Source organism: Novosphingobium sp. HNCC26BN242 (assembly GCF_057180525.1).
In genome coordinates this window covers 1,130,220-1,146,575 of sequence record NZ_JBXUGM010000001.1, presented here as the reverse complement: position 1 = coordinate 1,146,575, position 16,356 = coordinate 1,130,220, and the positions used below count along the sequence as shown (strand labels likewise).

Genomic DNA, 16,356 nt, shown 5'->3' with positions numbered 1-16,356 from the left:
AAAGGCGTGCCTATAGGCGCGCTTCCGGTCGGGACGTAGCGCAGCCTGGTAGCGCATCACACTGGGGGTGTGGGGGTCGGAGGTTCGAATCCTCTCGTCCCGACCAATATTTCAAGAGCTTTCAAGGCCCGGCGCTGCTGCGTTTCGGGCCTTTTTGCTAGAAAATCGTTTTCCTACATGAACCGATATGGTTATCTGATTGCGCGTTCACTCCTGAGCGAAGGACGCGCATCATGGGCATACTCGAAGCACTGATCTCCCCTGTTTCGGCCATTCTCGACAAGGTCATTCCCGACAAGGAAGCGCGTGATCGCGCCAAGCTTGAACTGCTGAAGCTGGAAGGCACGCAGGAACTCGAGCAAATCCGCACACGGATGTCTGCCATTGTTGCCGAGGCCAATTCTGCCGATCCATGGACCAGCCGCGCACGGCCAGGGTTCCTTTATGTCATGTACATCATGATCCTGTGGGCGCTGCCGATGGGCCTGATCGCCGCTTTCAAACCTGCAGCGGCGCTGAGCATTGCGGCGGGCATCAACGCCTATCTTGGTGGCCTGCCAGAGCCGCTCTATGCCTTGTTCGGAACAGGATATCTTGGATACACGGCAGCCCGCCAATGGGGCAAGACCAAGGGAACTGATCGGTAACTCCTGCAAAGCAAGACCAGTTTTCAAGGATTTCGGTATCGCGCGACCGGTTGGTTATTTTCTGGTAACCTCCTTTTGCTACTCATGCGAAATGATCAATCGGTCCGCATCGCCTTTTTTGGTGTTCCCTGCCCGTCTGCGTGGCCGAGTGCCACAAGCAGGCTACAAAGCTGTGGCGGTTATGCTGCCTTTGGCGCTTGTGCTTGGCGGGTGCGGAAAGAAAGCGCCCGATCCAGCAACCGAAGCTCGCCTCACCGCGCTGGAGAAAAAGGTCGAAGCGGCAGAAAAGCGTTCGCATCAGGCCATCAGTCTTGCGATGCAGCCTGTTACTGCCCCGCCAGTCGATGCGGGCGAGATGGCACAGTTCGATGACGCACCAATCGATGCCGAACCGGAAATCGTCAGCGGCGAAGATCAGGACGGCATTCCGGCCCAGCCTGCGCCAGCCCCAGAAGGCTGATACACCGCGCTCTTGCGCGCATCGGACCATCGTCTATCACCGCCCCTGATCACGCCATCGGGGACCTTTGATGACCGAACCAGCCGCCACCGCATCGACAGTCTATGTCCTGAACGGACCCAACCTGAACCTGCTCGGCCTGCGCGAACCGGAAATATACGGGTCGCAAACGCTTGATGACATTGCAGGATTACTGGAAGATCGAGGCCGCGAACTTGGCCTTGAAATTGACATGCGGCAGTCCAACCATGAAGGCCATCTGATCGACTGGATGCACGAGGCGCAGGCCGAAGGCGCAAAAGCCGTGCTGCTGAATGCCGGGGCCTTTACGCATACCTCGGTGGCTCTCCACGATGCGATCAAGTCCATCAAGGTTCCGGTCATTGAGGTCCACCTTTCAAATCCGCACAAGCGCGAAGACTTTCGGCACAAATCGTTCGTTGGCATGGCGGCGCTCGGCACCATCTGCGGTTTCGGCGCGAACAGCTATCTTGTTGCGCTGGACGCCGTTTCGCGCCTTTGAACGCCTTCGATCAGGGCGTTTTCCACGTTGCAGGCCCCATAGCACTTGCCAGCCCGCCGCCTTGCGGGCATGGCACTTAGCCTGAATTCATACCTTTCGAGGAAATGCCAATGGGTCACGAAAGCGGCAAAAAGGCCGATAACATGGCAATCGACAGCAAGCTGGTGCGCGAACTGGCAGAACTGCTTGCCGAAACGGGCTTGACTGAGATCGAAGTCGAAGATGGCGAACGCAAGATCCGCGTTGCACGGCAATTGACAGCGGCGCCGGTTGCGCAATATGTGGCGCCCGCGCCGGTTGCCGCACCTGCGCCGGCCTCTGTTGCTGCAGCAGCTGCAGCTTCTGCTGCTCCGGCTGAAGACAATGCCAACGCCGTAAAATCGCCGATGGTCGGCACCTGCTATCTGGCCGCAGAACCGGGCGTGCCCAACTTCGTCAGCGTCGGCCAGACGGTCAAGGCCGGCGAAACATTGCTGATCATAGAAGCGATGAAGGTGATGAACCCGATCACCGCGCCTGCTGCCGGTGTGGTCAAGGCCATCCTTGTTGAAAACGCGCAGCCGGTCGAATTCGACCAGCCGCTGGTCGTAATCGCGTGAAGGCCCGCTGATGGCCATCAAGCGTCTGTTGATCGCCAATCGTGGCGAAATCGCGTTGCGGATCCACCGCGCCGCGCATGAAATGGGTATCGAAACGGTCGCGGTGCATTCCACCGCTGATGCCGACGCAATGCATGTGCGGCTTGCAGACCACGCGGTCTGCATTGGCCCGCCAGCGGCGCGTGACAGCTATCTCAATGTTGCGGCGATCATTTCGGCGGCCGAAATCACGCATGCCGATGCGATTCATCCGGGCTATGGCTTCCTTTCGGAAAACGCCAAGTTTGCCGAAATCGTCGAAGCACACGACATCACGTGGATCGGCCCCAAACCCGAACATATCCGCACGATGGGCGACAAGATTGAGGCCAAGCGCACGGCTGGTGCGCTTGGCCTGCCGCTGGTCCCCGGCTCAGACGGGGCAGTTTCCGATCTTGCCGAAGCCAAGGTAATTGCCGAAAAGGCTGGCTATCCGGTCATCATCAAAGCCGCATCGGGCGGCGGCGGCCGTGGCATGAAAGTGTGCAACGGGCCGGACGAGCTGGAAACGCTGATCCAGCAGGCCGGAAGCGAGGCCAAGGCCGCATTTGGCGATGCCACGGTCTATATCGAGAAGTATCTCGGCAACCCGCGCCACATCGAATTCCAGATCTTTGGCGATGGTAATGGCAACGCCATCCACTTGGGCGAACGCGATTGTTCGTTGCAGCGCCGCCACCAAAAGGTTCTGGAAGAAGCGCCATCACCGGTAATCACGCCTGAAGAGCGGGACCGGATGGGCGGTATCGTCGCCAAGGCCATGGCCGACATGGGGTATCGCGGTGCAGGTACGATCGAATTCCTGTGGGAAAACGGTGAGTTCTACTTCATCGAAATGAACACCCGCCTGCAGGTCGAGCATCCCGTCACCGAGGCGATCACCGGTGTTGATCTGGTGCGCGAACAGATCCGCATCGCCGATGGCAAGCCGCTGTCGGTTAAGCAGGACGAGATCGAGTTCAAGGGCCATGCCATCGAGTGCCGCATCAATGCGGAAGATCCGTTCACATTCGCGCCCTCGCCGGGCCTGGTTACAAACTACCATCCCGCCGGTGGTATGCATGTGCGCGTCGATTCCGGTCTTTATGCCGGATACAGAATTCCACCGTATTATGATTCGATGATTGCCAAGCTGATCGTCTACGGGCGCACCCGCGAAGGATGCATCATGCGGCTAAAGCGCGCGCTTGCAGAAATGGTAATCAACGGACCCAAAACCACCATCCCGCTGCATCAGCGCTTGTTGAGCCAGCCCGATTTCCTGAGCGGCGATTACACGATCAAGTGGCTGGAGGAGTGGCTGGAGAAGGACGCCTGACTTCGCATGTCCCTCTATCTTTATGAAAAGCCCCCGGACTCCGGGGGCTTTTTTCAATCTGAAGGTCAGTCGTCGCGTTCATCTTCACCCAATGGCAACCGCGCCCGGATCGCGCGCCACGCCGGCTCAGGCCGATCATTCTTCACGAGAATCGCTTCGACCTCATCAAACTCTTCCAGTTCAAGCGCTTCGGTGACGCTCAGCGGGAAATAGACGTTCTCGTCATTGTCAGTACGCACAGCATAGGCACCACGGCCTTCTTCACTGCGTGTCACAATGCAAAGGGCTTTCACTGCCATAAATAGTACCTTTTGTTTGATAGATGTCACAAATCCGCAGAGAGCGGGGCCAGACTCAATCACCACTCCGCGCATATAGTCAAGTGCGCACACTACTCACCGCGCGGCCTCCATCTGAAAATCCGGTAGAGGTAGGCGACCACGACGAGCGCGAGAGTGGCTGTGGCAAAGGGGCCGGTATACTTCTCGATCTCGCCAAAGTTCCGGCCAAGGTAATATCCAGCTCCCACCAGCACGGCATTCCAAATGGCAGCGCCTGCAAAGGTGAACAGCAAAAAGCGCCCGTGGCCCATGCGGGTAAGGCCTGCGGGCAGTGAGATCATCGTGCGCATGACCGGGGCAAATCGGACAGCAAACACAACCCATTGACCATGACGCTGAAAGAAACCAACTACCGCCTCGACATCCTGCCATTCCATGGTCAGCCATCGGCCAAACCGCTTCACGAATGGGCGCAGCCGCTCATATCCCAGATAGCGCCCGACCAGAAACCACACGTAATTGCCCAGCGTTGACCCAACCGTCGCCGCCAGCATCAGCGGCCAGAACTCCATCCGCCCGCGCGCCACGGCAATGCCGCCCAGCCCCATGATGACCTCGGAAGGAATGGGCGGAAACACGTTTTCGATGATCATCAGAAAAGCGATGCCCCAATAGCCGCCGCCTTCGATCAGGTGGGTGATCCAGTCGTTCATAGGGGTAAGAACCGCTTTGTTACCATAGGTATCCCGCTCCCCCCGCCCTTCGGCTGGCTGGCATGCTGCCGCTCAGGATAAACTTCTGGCGAAGCCAGAAGACGGGGGCCTCAGGCGGTTTCGATAATCGTTCCGTAACAAACCCGAGGCCGCCGCCTTCGCGGGGAAGCGCACTGCCCGTGGGCTGTCACAGCCGCGCTTCAATCGCGTTCCAAATCATCCCTGCCGTATCGGTGCCATTGAACTTGTCGATGGCCACGATGCCGGTGGGTGATGTGACGTTGATTTCGGTCAGCCACTGCCCGCCGATCACATCGATCCCTACGAAAATCAGCCCCAACCGCTTCAGTTCCGGCCCCAAAGCCGCGCAGATTTCCTGCTCTTGCGGCGTCAATTCGGTCTTCTCGGCATAGCCGCCGACGGCAAGGTTCGAGCGGAACTCCCCCTCACCCGGCTTGCGGTTGATTGCGCCTGCCACTTGCCCATCGACCAGCACGATGCGCTTGTCTCCCTTGGCCACTTCGGGAAGAAACGCCTGCACCATATGCGGTTCGGGCCAGGTCTGGTTGAACACCTCAAACAATGCGCCAAGGTTCTCGCCCTCTTCCGAAACGCGGAAGATCGCCTTGCCGCCGTTGCCATGGATCGGTTTGATCACGATGGCGCCGTGCTTCTTCTGGAACATGCGCACTTCATCGACCGAGCGGGTCACGATGGTAGGCGGCATGAAGCGCCGGTAATCGAGCACCATGACCTTTTCGGGCGCATTGCGCACGCTGCGGGGATTGTTGACCACCAGCGTCTCGCTCTCGATCCGCTCCAGCAGGTGTGTGGCAGTGATGTAGCCCATGTCAAACGGCGGGTCCTGCCGCATCAGCACCACATCAATATCGCGGCCCAGATCGATCCGCCGCTTCTCACCCGCCGCGAAGTGATCGCCCACCACGCGTTGCACGGAAACTGGCACGGCATGGGCAATCAGCCGATCATCCTCATCCAGCGTTAACGAGCCGACATCGTAGTGAAAAAGCTCATGCCCCCGCGCCTGCGCGCTCAGCATGAGAGCAAAGCTGGAATCCCCGGCGATATTGATCGATTGGAGCGGGTCCATCTGGACTGCGACGTGAAGTGCCATAAGTGAACTCAGCCTCAGGGGTTTATCTCACCTGCGCCTTAAAGCCGATTTATCGCCTGTGCGACCATTTTCGGCCTGCGCCACGATGGCGCCAAGCATTTTGATTGGAGCCTTTGATGCGCAAACTTTTCACTGTCGCCGCCGCTGGTATCGCCGTTCTCGGCTGGTCCGCTCAGGGCATCGCCAATCCCGATCCGCACCCCACCTCGGCCCCGCATGACGAACACAAGGGTGAAAAGAAGGACGAGCACCACGACGAGCACAAAGATGGCGAGCACAAGGAAGAGCACAAGCCTGCTCACTGATCGCTTCAGAATTTGATTTCATCCCAGGATCTGATTTCCCAGGATCTGATTTCCCAGAATCTGATTTCAGGGCCACCCCCCCCCTCTGAAATCAGGCGCCGGGTTGCCATGGACTGGCAACCCGGCCCACTCCCCCGAAACTACGCGCCGGGTTGCCAGGCATTGGTGATCCGGCGCGGCCATGTTCGGGGGGCAATCAGGATCACGTCGATCCGCACATCATCCCCTGCCTTAACATAGCGCGGCGCCAGCATTTCCGCCGCTCGCGCCACCCGGCGTAATCGGTGTGCGTCAATAGCCTCACCCAGCAGTGCCGCATCGCGCCGCCATTTGACCTCGACGAAGGCCACCGTCCGCCCCTTGCGCGCGACGATGTCAACCTCGCCCACTTTCACTTTCACCCGCTGCGCCATAATGCGCCACCCGCGCAGCCGCAGCCACCACAGCGCCAGCGTCTCCCCCCGCCGCCCTTGCCGCTCAGCTTCCGCTCTGCTCAAGCCATGGGCTCCCCGGCCTTGATCTCCATCGCCAGCGCATAAAGCGCCTTGCGATCAAGCCCATGTGCCTTGGCCACTTTGCCCGCGGCTTGCGATGGCGACATCTCCGCCAATGCCGCGCGCAGTTCTGCCTCAACCGTGTCCTCATCAGGTGCCGCAGCCGCCCCCGGAGGCGCGATCAGCAGCACAATTTCCCCTTTGGCCGGGTGCGTAGTGTAATGCGCCAGAAGCTGTTCGGCTGGGCCGCCCCTGCACTCCTCATGCAGCTTGGTCAACTCGCGCGCCACCACTACCTCGCGCCCCGGCAAACGCTGCGCTATGGCCTCAAGCGAGGCCACCAGACGCGGCCCCGTTTCATAAAACACCAGCGTGGCCGGAACGCCTGCGAGTTCTGCAAGCACATCGCCGCGCGCCTTGTCCTTGTTCGGCAAAAACCCCGCAAACAGGAAGCGATCGGTCGGCAGCCCCGCCATCGAAAGCGCCGTGATCACCGCACTCACCCCCGGAATCGCGGTCACCGCTATCCCCCGCGCCCGCGCCTCGCGCACCAGCCTGTAGCCGGGATCGGAGATCAGCGGCGTGCCTGCATCCGATACCAGCGCTACCGGAGATTGGACCATTTCGGCCAGCAAAGCCTCACGCGCAGCATCACTTGCATGATCATCATAGCGGCGCATAGGCTTATGCAGGCCAAGCAAATTCAGCAGCTTGCCGGTCACCCGCGTATCTTCGCACGCAATCACTGCACAGCGCTCAAGCGTGTCTACCGCGCGACGGGTAACGTCACCAAGATTGCCAATCGGCGTGGCAACAATATAGAGACCGGGTTCAAGGGCTGACGTGTTCATGGCAGTTTCAATGGACCGGCCAAAGCAGAGCGACAAGAGGGTGCGCAGGGAATGATCGATATCCACAACGGCGAACACACGCTTTCGGGCTTTCGCCAGACCCGGCGCTGGGCGGTCATTGGCGCGTTGTCGTTGCTGGCAGGCTGCGCGGTGATTCCGAAAGGGTCGGTCCCAGTCACTGAACCCACTGAAAAAGCGCCCGATGCCAATGTTCTGCCCACCGATGCCGGAAGGCACCGCGTGGCTCTGCTGGTGCCGATGACCGGGGCAAATGCTGCTGTTGGCCAATCGGTTGCCAATGCCGCCACAATGGCGCTGCTAGATACCAACGCTGCAAACTTGCGCATCACCACCTACGACACCGCAACTGGCGCAGGCACCGCCGCTGCGCGTGCGATCAGCGATGGCAACAAGCTAATCCTCGGCCCGCTGCTGGCCGATGATGTGATGCAAGTTGCCAATGTAGCCCGCACCGCGAAGGTGCCGATGATTACCTATTCAAACGACAGCGCGGTTGCCTCGCGCGATGTGTTCGTGATGGGCCAGGCCCCAGGCCAATCAATTGCCCGCACGCTTGGCTTTGCCAAGGCCAGCGGCGTCAAATCCGTGGCCGCCATCATCCCCACCGGCGATTATGGTCAGCGCGCCACCGCTGGTCTGGTAGATGCCGCGCGCCAGCAGGGCATCAGCGTCACCGGTATCGAGACCTACGATCGCGGCAACACTTCAGTCGCCAGCGCCGTCCGCCGCGCCAAGGACAAGGGCCGGTTCGACGCGCTGGTGATTGCCGATGGCAGCCGCATCGCGCTTCAGGCCGCACCACTGGCGGGCAAAGGCGTGCGCCTGATCGGCACTGAATTGTGGAGCGGCGATGGCACGATTGCCAAGTCGTCTGCGATGCGCGGCGCATGGTTCGCCACCGTTTCCGATCAGCGCTTTGGCCAGTTCGAAAAGAGCTACACCGGCCGCTTTGGCGCCACCCCCTCGCGACTGGCCACGCTGGGCTATGACAGCGTGCTCCTGACACTTAATGTCGCCCGCGGCTGGAAGCCCGGCACCACCTTCCCCACCGCCAAGCTCTATGACCCGCAAGGCTTCATCGGCCTCGATGGCGTCTTCCGCTTCACCGCCAGCGGCATGGCCGAACGCGCGATGGAAGTGCGCGAGGTGGGCGCGGGGACCTTCACAACCGTCTCGCCCGCCCCTGCGAAGTTCTGATCCTTCGCATCTGCGCGGAATTCGCCGGATAAGGCGCCATCCGTGCTTGCGCGCTGAATCAAGCGTGTTCTATACCCGTTCCCATGTCCGACGATCTTTTCGACAAACTCCCCGCCACCAACGCCGCAGAAAGCTATGACGGCTCGGCTATCGAGGTTCTCGAAGGCCTTGAACCCGTCCGCCGCCGTCCTGGCATGTACATCGGCGGCACGGATGAGCGCGCTCTGCACCACCTTGCCGCCGAAGTGCTCGACAATGCGATGGACGAAGCGGTCGCAGGCCACGCCAACCGCATCGAATTCACGCTTGAAGAAGAACCCGGCGCGGCTGGCCGCCTGACCATTACCGACAACGGGCGCGGCATCCCGGTCGATGAGCATCCCAAATATCCGGGCAAATCCGCGCTCGAAGTGATCCTCACCACGCTCCATTCGGGCGGCAAGTTCTCCGGCAAGGCCTATGCCACCAGCGGCGGCCTCCACGGCGTTGGCGTCTCGGTGGTCAACGCCCTGTCCTCGCTCACCCGCATCGAAGTGGCCCGCAACAAGGAATTGTACGCGCAGGAATTTTCGCGCGGGTTGCCCACCACCAAGCTGCTGAAAGTCGGCAACGCCCCCAACCGGCGCGGCACACAGGTCACTTTCGTGCCGGATACCGAAATCTTCGGCGCGGATGCCAAGTTCAAACCCGCCCGCCTGTTCCGGCTGGTGCGGTCAAAGTCCTACCTTTTTGCCGGCGTCGAGATCCGCTGGAAATGCGCGCCCTCGCTCACGAGCGATGAGGTGCCCGCCGAAGCTGTGTTCCAATTCCCCGGCGGCCTCGCCGATCATCTGGCAGAGCAGGTTTCAGGGCGCGATTGCGTCACCTCGGTGCCGTTTGCGGGCCGTCAGGACTTTCCGCTGGGGCCGAATGGCGAAGAAAATGGCCGCGTCGAATGGGCCATTGCCTGGCCGCTGTGGTCCGATGGCTCATACTCATGGTATTGCAACACCATCCCCACGCCCGATGGCGGCACCCACGAACAGGGCCTGCGCGCCGCGCTGACCAAAGGCATCCGCGCCTTTGCCGATCTGATCGGCCAGAAAAAGGCCAAGGACATTGCGCCGGAAGACATGATCACCGGCAGCGAAATCATGCTGTCGGTCTTCATCCGCGATCCCCAGTTCCAAAGCCAGACCAAGGACCGCCTGACCAGCCCCGAAGCCGCACGCATGGTCGAAGCCGCCGTGCGCGATCATTTCGACCATTTCCTCACCGACAATATGGAGCGTGGCAAGGCCCTGCTCGGTGCCGTGATGGAACGCATGGACGAACGCCTGCGCCGTAAGGCTGAGCGCGAGGTGAAGCGCAAGACCGCCACCAACTCACGCAAGCTGCGCCTGCCCGGCAAACTTACCGATTGCACCGGTGAAGGCGATGGCGAGACCGAACTGTTCATTGTCGAAGGCGATTCGGCAGGTGGCAGCGCCAAGCAGGCGCGTGACCGCAAGACGCAGGCAATCCTTCCCATCCGCGGCAAGATCCTCAACGTCGCCAGCGCCACGGCCGACAAGATCCGCGCCAACACCGAAATCGCCGATCTCGCCCTCGCGCTGGGCTGCGGGATGCGCAAGGACTGCAACGCCGATGCGCTGCGCTATGACCGCGTTATAATCATGACCGACGCCGATGTTGACGGCGCGCACATCGCCACGCTGCTGATGACGTTCTTCTTTCAGGAAATGCCCGACCTCGTCCGGCGCGGCCACCTCTACCTCGCCCAACCCCCGCTATACCGCCTGACCAGCGGCAGCACCTCGGCCTACGCCAAGGATGACGCTCACCGCGCCGAACTGGAAGCCACCAAGTTCAAAGGCAAGAAAGTCGAAGTCGGCCGCTTCAAGGGCCTCGGCGAAATGAACCCCGGCCAATTGCGCGAAACCACAATGGCGCCCGCCACCCGCAGCCTCATCCGCATCACCCTACCCCCGGAATACGAAGGCCGCGCGGCCGTAAAGGACTTGGTAGACCGCCTGATGGGCCGCGACCCCGCGCAACGGTTCATGTTCATCCAGAACCGCGCGAGCGAGATCGATCCGGAATTGATTGACGCGTAACGCGCGGGGGCCGCGCAGTTCAGGCGTGCTTGTCCTCGGCCTGCTTTTCGGGCTGTTCCGACCATTCCGGCGGCTTGTCGTTAGGCTCGTCTGCGTCAGCCGCGTCCTTCGTTTCGTGCACGCGGTCAGCAGCGTGATGAACAGGCGCGTATACGGCGTAGAGTTGCATCGGCTCGTCACCCGTGTTGGTGATATTGTGCCAAGCACCGGCCGGAACCATCACGCTCCACCCGTCTGACACTTCCTGCTCGAACGTTAGTTGATCCTTGGCATGCCCCATCTGCACGCGGCCCGTGCCAGCGTCGAGGCGGAGGAACTGGTCAGTTTCTGGATGCGCCTCAAGCCCGATATCGCCGCCTACCGGGATCGACATCAGCGTAACCTGCAGATAGCGCCCGCTCCATGCTACCGAGCGATAGTTGGTATTGGCCTTGGTGGCCTCCTCAATGTCGAATGCCTGAGGCTTGGGACCAATATCTTTGATCCGGTCTGCGCTGCTGGCCATGAAATTGTCCCCTTGATGTTGCATTACAGAGCGACAACTCATCACGGCTAATCCGGTTTCATCCGCCGAATACTGCCTCAGCTTTCCTCTGAAACGCTGCTCTCAGCTTTCTTCGGCCGGAAATCGAAGCGAATCCGCACCCATTCCCCCACCTGCGGCTTCCCGTTCACGCGCGGAGGTCGCACCAGAAACTGCCATGATGCCTGCCGAATTGCCCGCGCGAGGCCTGATCCCGGCGGGCTTTCGCCCAGTTCCTGGCAGTCCTCTACGTGGTACTTCTCAATCGTCTTGCAGGCGATCATCGCCCAATCGCCCTGCGTCCTCCGCGCTGGCAGGTATGGCCCGATTTCGGCATCAGTCGGCTCACGATACCACTGTGCGGCATAGAGGCGGACCCCGCCCGGCCCCTGTCCAGCGCTGGCGGAATCGCCGGGGCTGCCACCACTGGCACGCGCGCCCGCGGCTGATTCCTGCCGCTTCATCTTGGAGATATCGCCTGCGCGATACTCCTTGCGCGATAGTTCGATGAAGCCTTCGGGCCATTCGACCTTTCCGGGAATTGGCACAGGCGGCGGCGCGGTGGCTGGCTGAACCGGTGTGGCTGCAGCTTCCTGCGTCTGCTTGGCCTGCTGCTTTTCCGGCTGTTTTTCCGCAGCTTTCTTCTCGTCCTGCCCGGCATCGGTGAGGTCTATCGCCGTCAACCGTTCGCTTCTGCCATCGCCAAAGCCGGTGACCGCGCCCATCTTCCACATGATCAGGAACACCAGCGCACTGGCCACCAGCGCAAAGACGAACGATCCCGCCCGCTCGCGCGGCGATGCCTGATAGCCTTTTACTGCTGGATCAATGCGCCACAAAGCCATTCCCTAGCCGCCTACACGCCGCCACGGCTCCCGGCAATTGCACACCTCCGGGCAATGGTTCCTAGCGACAGTTTGATACCGTTCTTTTCTGACGTATGCGTCAGAAAAGATGACTTTGGATGACGCAGATGTCAGTAACGCCAACTTTAACTGACGCGTTCGTCACCAAACTACCCTATTGCAACGCGCAAATCAGCGCCGTATCGCTTAACCAACCGGTTAAGAACAGGATTCCCCGATGCGCTTTGAAGGCACCAGCAATTACGTCGCCACCGATGATCTGAAGGTCGCGGTCAACGCCGCCGTCCTGCTCCGCCGCCCGTTGCTGGTGAAGGGCGAACCGGGCACCGGCAAGACTGTGCTCGCGCACGAAATCGCCAAGGCAGTTCGCGCGCCGCTGATCGAATGGAACGTGAAGTCCACCACCAAAGCGCAGCAGGGCCTCTATGAATACGACGCCGTCGCCCGCCTGCGCGATGGCCAACTGGGCGATGAACGCGTCCACGACATCAGCAACTACATCAAGAAGGGCAAGCTGTGGGAGGCCTTCACTGCGCCCAAGCTCCCCGTCCTCCTGATCGACGAAATCGACAAGGCTGATATCGAGTTTCCGAACGACCTGCTGCAAGAACTCGATCGTATGAGCTTTGACGTATACGAGACGCAAGAGCGCATCACCGCCGTCGAACGCCCCATCGTGGTCATCACTTCGAACAACGAAAAGGAGCTGCCCGACGCCTTCCTGCGCCGCTGCTTCTTCCACTACATCAAGTTCCCCGACCGGGCCACGATGCAAGCGATCATCGACGTCCACTTCCCCGGCATCCAGAAGACGCTGGTGAGCAAAGCGATGGAAGTGTTCTACGAAATCCGCGAAGTGCCCGGCCTGAAGAAAAAGCCCAGCACGTCCGAACTGCTCGACTGGCTCAAGCTGCTGCTGAACGAGGACATGCCTCTGGATGTCCTCCAGAACCGCGACCCGACCAAGGCCATCCCGCCCCTGCATGGCGCATTACTCAAGAACGAACAGGACATCATGCTGTTCGAAAAGCTCGCCTTTATGGCGCGTAGGCCGGGGAACTGAATAATCCCCAAACCCCGCTCATGCTGAGCTTGTCGAAGCATCTGGCCCTGCAGTTGCTCCAGCACCCTTCGACAAGCTCAGGGTGAGCGGTGCGTGGTAAGGATCAGCTTCGCCGCCCAAGCTGTTCCAACTCCACCTGCTCGAACATCGCCTTCACCGCAGGCCGCGCGTTGATCTGTTCGATCCAGCGCACCAGATGCGGTGTGTCATCCTTGTTCACAAGTTCCGCAAAGCCAAACTGCATGCCGTTGGCGATGGCAAAGTTGCAGATGTCGGCCAGCGTATATTGCCCCGCCACCAGCCATTCTTGGTCGGCCAGATGGTCGTCCAGCTTGCGCACCGAATAGGCGATCTTGCGCATTTCCTCGTCGAGCATGTCCTGCGGAAAGCCCTCGCGCGCGCGCCGCCACTTCACCTGCTGCTCCACCACGGGGATGGCCTTCACCTTCTCCTCGAACTCGGCGTCGCTATAGCCCTTCACCATGTTGCCGATGTAGCGGTGCCAGCCAATGGTCGAGACGCACCAACAGAAGTACTCGTCCACCCACTTGGTCCACACCCGCATCTGCGCGCGGCCAAAGCTGTCGGCGGGGCGGAGCGAAACCTCGGTCGGGTACTCATCCTCAAGGTATTCGCAAATCACCGTTGATTCGGTCACCACCTTGTCACCATCGACAAGGGCAGGAACCTGCCCGCGCGGATTGATCGCCTTGAACCAGTCGGTGTGATGTTCGAACTTAGACGGATCAAGCCGGTTCTTCTCGACGTCCAGCCCCTTTTCAAACACTGTCAGCAATGGCTTCATGGAATTGGCGGCAGGACCAAAAGTGTAAAGTTTGAGCATCGTGGTGTTATCCTCTCCGAAGGGGGCCACCATAAACAATTGTTCGTAACACTAACAATACCCAATCGCGCGCCATTACCGAACGGGGTGCCGCGCCAGCAAGTTCGCTCAACTCACCCGAAAACAATCCTGCCCGGCCTGTTTGAGCGTCGTGCAATAGGCATGCGCGCCCGGCGCACTTGCTCTCAATCGATAATACTGGCGGGCACCGACAACAGCGGGAATGACCAATTTGCGAAAGCTTGCAAGTCTCGGGTGGCCAGCCACCAGTTCAGCCCAGCGTGCTTCGGCCTCGCCGGGGCTGGTCGCCGCAGCAAGCTGAATTGTCTGCCCCGGCCCTGCAGACGGAGACAGCCCAGATTGCGCTGGTGTCGGAGCGACCGCCAAAGCCGTTGCTGCTGGCTGCGGCACTCCTGGCACAACCGCCTGCGGCGCTTGCGTGTTCAGCGCCAGCGTGATCGCCGTTTCCTCTGATCGCACCGCCTCGTTGGTCACCACCACCGTCGTCGCATCAGCGCGGGTCAGCGAAAACAGCGCCTTGGCAAAGCTATACGGCAACCGAATGCAGCCGTGTGATGCCGGATACCCCGGCAGCCGACCGGCATGAATGGCAATACCCCGCCACGTCAGTCGTTGCATGAAGGGCATGGGCGCGTTGCTGTAGAGGTTCGAGCGATGGTGCACCCGCTTTTGCAGGATCGGGAACACACCGGCAGGCGTGCCGTGCCCGCGTTTGCCGGTGGAAACGGGCGATGTTGCCCACAAGGCGCCATCTTTGAACACATACATCTGCTGCGTCGGCTTGCTCACCACAATCAGCACGCCCGATTGCAGGACATCACTGACTAGCGGCGGCCCGGCCGGCTTCACCGCTGGCGTCACTTGTGGCTGCATCATCAGGCCCGCAGGAACCGAAATGTGCGCCTGTGCACGTTCGCCGTTGCCGAACGGAAGCCAGCCCGAAATCAGTGCCACTGCGCCCAGCAGCAGGACGACACAGGCACCGATTGCGCTGACAAACCGCTTCATCGATAACACTTCCTTAACCACGTTTAGCAAGGAATAGCCGGACAGGGGCAGCACTCAACCGATTTCTTCGCCGATTTCACCGGTAAGCGCTCCGCCGGGCGGCACGTCAGGTCTTGCCGTCACCGCTTTCACTGCTTAATCACACGGTTAAGTTAAAGGAGCGGCCACACGTGTTTTTCAACTTTATCGATGAACTGCGCGCCGCCGGCATCCCCGCCAGCTTCAAGGAGCATCTCGTCCTGCTCGAAGCGCTGGAAAAAGACGTAATCGAACAGACGCCTGAGGCCTTCTATTACCTGTCGCGCGCCACCTTTGTGAAGGACGAAGGCCTGCTCGACCGCTTCGACCAGGTGTTCAACAAAGTCTTCAAAGGCCTGCTCACCGACTATGGCCAGCGCCCGGTCGATATCCCAGAGGACTGGTTGAAAGCCGTCGCCGAAAAGTTCCTGTCCGATGAGGAGATGGAAAAGATCAAAGCGCTCGGCAACTGGGACGAGATCATGGAGACGCTGAAAAAGCGTCTTGAGGAGCAGGAAAAGCGCCATCAGGGCGGCAACAAGTGGATCGGCACGGGCGGCACCAGCCCCTTTGGCAATTCGGGCTACAACCCCGAAGGCGTGCGCATCGGCGGCGAAAGCAAGCATGGCCGGGCAATCAAGGTCTGGGAAAAGCGCGAATTTGCCAATCTTGACAACACCAGGGAACTGGGCACCCGCAACATCAAGATCGCGCTGCGCCGCCTGCGTCGCTTTGCGCGTGAAGGTGCGGCCGATGAACTCGATCTTGAAGGCACGATCGAAGGCACCGCGCGGCAGGGCTGGCTAGACATCAAGATGCGCCCCGAAAAGCGCAATGCCGTCAAACTCCTGCTGTTCCTTGATGTCGGCGGATCAATGGACCCGTTCATCAAGCTGGTCGAGGAACTGTTCAGCGCCGCCACCGCGGAATTCAAGAACATGGAGTTCTACTACTTCCACAATTGTCTGTATGAAGGCGTGTGGAAAGACAACAAGCGCCGCTGGTCTGACCGCACCAAGACATGGGACATCCTCCACAAGTTCGGCCACGATTACAAAGTCGTGTTCGTCGGCGATGCATCGATGAGCCCTTATGAAATCAGCCACCCCGGCGGGAGTGTGGAGCATTTCAACGAGGAAGCAGGCGCGGTGTGGATGCACCGCGTGGCGCAGACCTACCCCGCCACGGTCTGGCTCAATCCAGTGCCTGAAAAGCAGTGGACCTATTCGCAATCCACCAAGATGATCAAAGACTTGCTGGGTGGCTCTATGTACTCGCTGACGCTGGAAGGGCTTGATGGGGCCATGCGAGAACTCACTCGCAAGAAGCACTGA

The 16,356-nt window shown here is 60.3% G+C and carries 19 protein-coding genes and 1 tRNA gene; 11 read left to right on the top strand and 9 right to left on the bottom strand.

Annotation, left to right across the window (positions count from 1 at the left end):
• Positions 1-29 precede the first annotated feature (29 nt).
• The 6 genes from AC2A1F_RS05450 to accC all read left to right on the top strand — a co-directional run bounded on the left by AC2A1F_RS05450 (position 30) and on the right by accC (position 3,586).
• A tRNA-Pro gene (locus tag AC2A1F_RS05450) sits at positions 30-106 on the top strand.
• 127 nt (positions 107-233) lie between these two features.
• Positions 234-647, top strand: a complete 414-nt coding sequence (locus AC2A1F_RS05445; RefSeq protein ID WP_484207725.1) for a holin family protein — start codon at positions 234-236, stop codon at positions 645-647.
• Positions 648-768: 121 nt separating this feature from the next.
• Positions 769-1,107: a hypothetical protein gene (locus AC2A1F_RS05440; RefSeq protein ID WP_484207724.1), complete on the top strand. Its 339-nt coding sequence runs from the start codon at positions 769-771 to the stop codon at positions 1,105-1,107.
• 70 nt (positions 1,108-1,177) lie between these two features.
• Positions 1,178-1,630, top strand: a complete 453-nt coding sequence (gene aroQ / locus AC2A1F_RS05435) for a type II 3-dehydroquinate dehydratase (protein ID WP_484207723.1) — start codon at positions 1,178-1,180, stop codon at positions 1,628-1,630.
• 110 nt (positions 1,631-1,740) lie between these two features.
• Positions 1,741-2,229, top strand: coding sequence for an acetyl-CoA carboxylase biotin carboxyl carrier protein (accB, locus tag AC2A1F_RS05430; protein ID WP_484207722.1), 489 nt, complete (start codon positions 1,741-1,743; stop codon positions 2,227-2,229).
• Between the two features lie 10 nt (positions 2,230-2,239).
• On the top strand, positions 2,240-3,586 hold the full coding sequence (gene accC / locus AC2A1F_RS05425; RefSeq protein ID WP_484207721.1) for an acetyl-CoA carboxylase biotin carboxylase subunit: 1,347 nt from the start codon (positions 2,240-2,242) through the stop codon (positions 3,584-3,586).
• Positions 3,587-3,651: 65 nt separating this feature from the next.
• On the opposite strand, the gene AC2A1F_RS05420 is transcribed toward accC, so the two are convergent.
• The 3 genes from AC2A1F_RS05420 to gshB form a co-directional block, all read right to left on the bottom strand.
• Entirely contained in the window at positions 3,652-3,885 is a 234-nt protein-coding gene (locus AC2A1F_RS05420) for a hypothetical protein (RefSeq protein WP_484207720.1), read from the bottom strand.
• A gap of 92 nt (positions 3,886-3,977) precedes the next feature.
• Positions 3,978-4,580, bottom strand: coding sequence for a DedA family protein (locus AC2A1F_RS05415; protein WP_484207719.1), 603 nt, complete (start codon positions 4,578-4,580; stop codon positions 3,978-3,980).
• 187 nt (positions 4,581-4,767) lie between these two features.
• A complete protein-coding gene (gene gshB, locus AC2A1F_RS05410; RefSeq protein ID WP_484207718.1) occupies positions 4,768-5,715 on the bottom strand; it encodes a glutathione synthase in 948 nt (315 codons plus the stop codon).
• Positions 5,716-5,831: 116 nt separating this feature from the next.
• Between gshB and AC2A1F_RS05405 the strand changes: the two genes are divergently transcribed.
• Positions 5,832-6,020: a hypothetical protein gene (locus AC2A1F_RS05405; RefSeq protein ID WP_292628580.1), complete on the top strand. Its 189-nt coding sequence runs from the start codon at positions 5,832-5,834 to the stop codon at positions 6,018-6,020.
• 140 nt (positions 6,021-6,160) lie between these two features.
• Here AC2A1F_RS05405 and AC2A1F_RS05400 read toward each other — a convergent pair whose 3' ends face one another.
• The gene (locus AC2A1F_RS05400; RefSeq protein WP_484207717.1) at positions 6,161-6,517 is read right to left on the bottom strand and encodes a YraN family protein; all 357 of its coding nucleotides are present in this window, start codon (positions 6,515-6,517) and stop codon (positions 6,161-6,163) included.
• A complete protein-coding gene (rsmI, locus tag AC2A1F_RS05395) occupies positions 6,514-7,365 on the bottom strand; it encodes a 16S rRNA (cytidine(1402)-2'-O)-methyltransferase (RefSeq protein WP_484207716.1) in 852 nt (283 codons plus the stop codon). The genes AC2A1F_RS05400 and rsmI overlap by 4 nt, the downstream gene beginning before the upstream one ends.
• Positions 7,366-7,416: 51 nt before the next feature.
• On the opposite strand from rsmI, the gene AC2A1F_RS05390 reads away from it, so the two are divergent.
• Together AC2A1F_RS05390 and AC2A1F_RS05385 are read left to right on the top strand one after the other, a co-directional pair.
• Positions 7,417-8,583, top strand: coding sequence for a penicillin-binding protein activator (locus AC2A1F_RS05390; RefSeq protein WP_484207715.1), 1,167 nt, complete (start codon positions 7,417-7,419; stop codon positions 8,581-8,583).
• Positions 8,584-8,666: 83 nt separating this feature from the next.
• Positions 8,667-10,679 (top strand): DNA topoisomerase IV subunit B, encoded by a 2,013-nt coding sequence (locus AC2A1F_RS05385; RefSeq protein WP_484207714.1) that lies wholly within the window; start codon positions 8,667-8,669, stop codon positions 10,677-10,679.
• Positions 10,680-10,698: 19 nt separating this feature from the next.
• On the opposite strand, the gene AC2A1F_RS05380 is transcribed toward AC2A1F_RS05385, so the two are convergent.
• Together AC2A1F_RS05380 and AC2A1F_RS05375 are read right to left on the bottom strand one after the other, a co-directional pair.
• Positions 10,699-11,184 (bottom strand): cupin domain-containing protein, encoded by a 486-nt coding sequence (locus AC2A1F_RS05380; protein ID WP_484207713.1) that lies wholly within the window; start codon positions 11,182-11,184, stop codon positions 10,699-10,701.
• A gap of 77 nt (positions 11,185-11,261) precedes the next feature.
• The gene (locus AC2A1F_RS05375) at positions 11,262-12,047 is read right to left on the bottom strand and encodes a hypothetical protein (RefSeq protein WP_484207712.1); all 786 of its coding nucleotides are present in this window, start codon (positions 12,045-12,047) and stop codon (positions 11,262-11,264) included.
• Positions 12,048-12,285: 238 nt separating this feature from the next.
• Between AC2A1F_RS05375 and AC2A1F_RS05370 the strand changes: the two genes are divergently transcribed.
• Entirely contained in the window at positions 12,286-13,131 is an 846-nt protein-coding gene (locus AC2A1F_RS05370; RefSeq protein ID WP_484207711.1) for an AAA family ATPase, read from the top strand.
• 103 nt (positions 13,132-13,234) lie between these two features.
• On the opposite strand, the gene AC2A1F_RS05365 is transcribed toward AC2A1F_RS05370, so the two are convergent.
• The gene (locus AC2A1F_RS05365; protein ID WP_484207710.1) at positions 13,235-13,975 is read right to left on the bottom strand and encodes a glutathione S-transferase family protein; all 741 of its coding nucleotides are present in this window, start codon (positions 13,973-13,975) and stop codon (positions 13,235-13,237) included.
• Positions 13,976-14,083: 108 nt separating this feature from the next.
• Positions 14,084-15,004 carry a L,D-transpeptidase family protein gene (locus tag AC2A1F_RS05360; RefSeq protein ID WP_484207709.1) on the bottom strand — a complete coding sequence of 307 codons (921 nt, stop codon included), beginning with the start codon at positions 15,002-15,004 and terminating at the stop codon, positions 14,084-14,086.
• A gap of 170 nt (positions 15,005-15,174) precedes the next feature.
• Here AC2A1F_RS05360 and AC2A1F_RS05355 point away from each other — a divergent pair, with 170 nt between their 5' ends.
• Complete coding sequence (locus tag AC2A1F_RS05355; protein WP_484207708.1) at positions 15,175-16,356, top strand: vWA domain-containing protein; 1,182 nt, start codon at positions 15,175-15,177, stop codon at positions 16,354-16,356.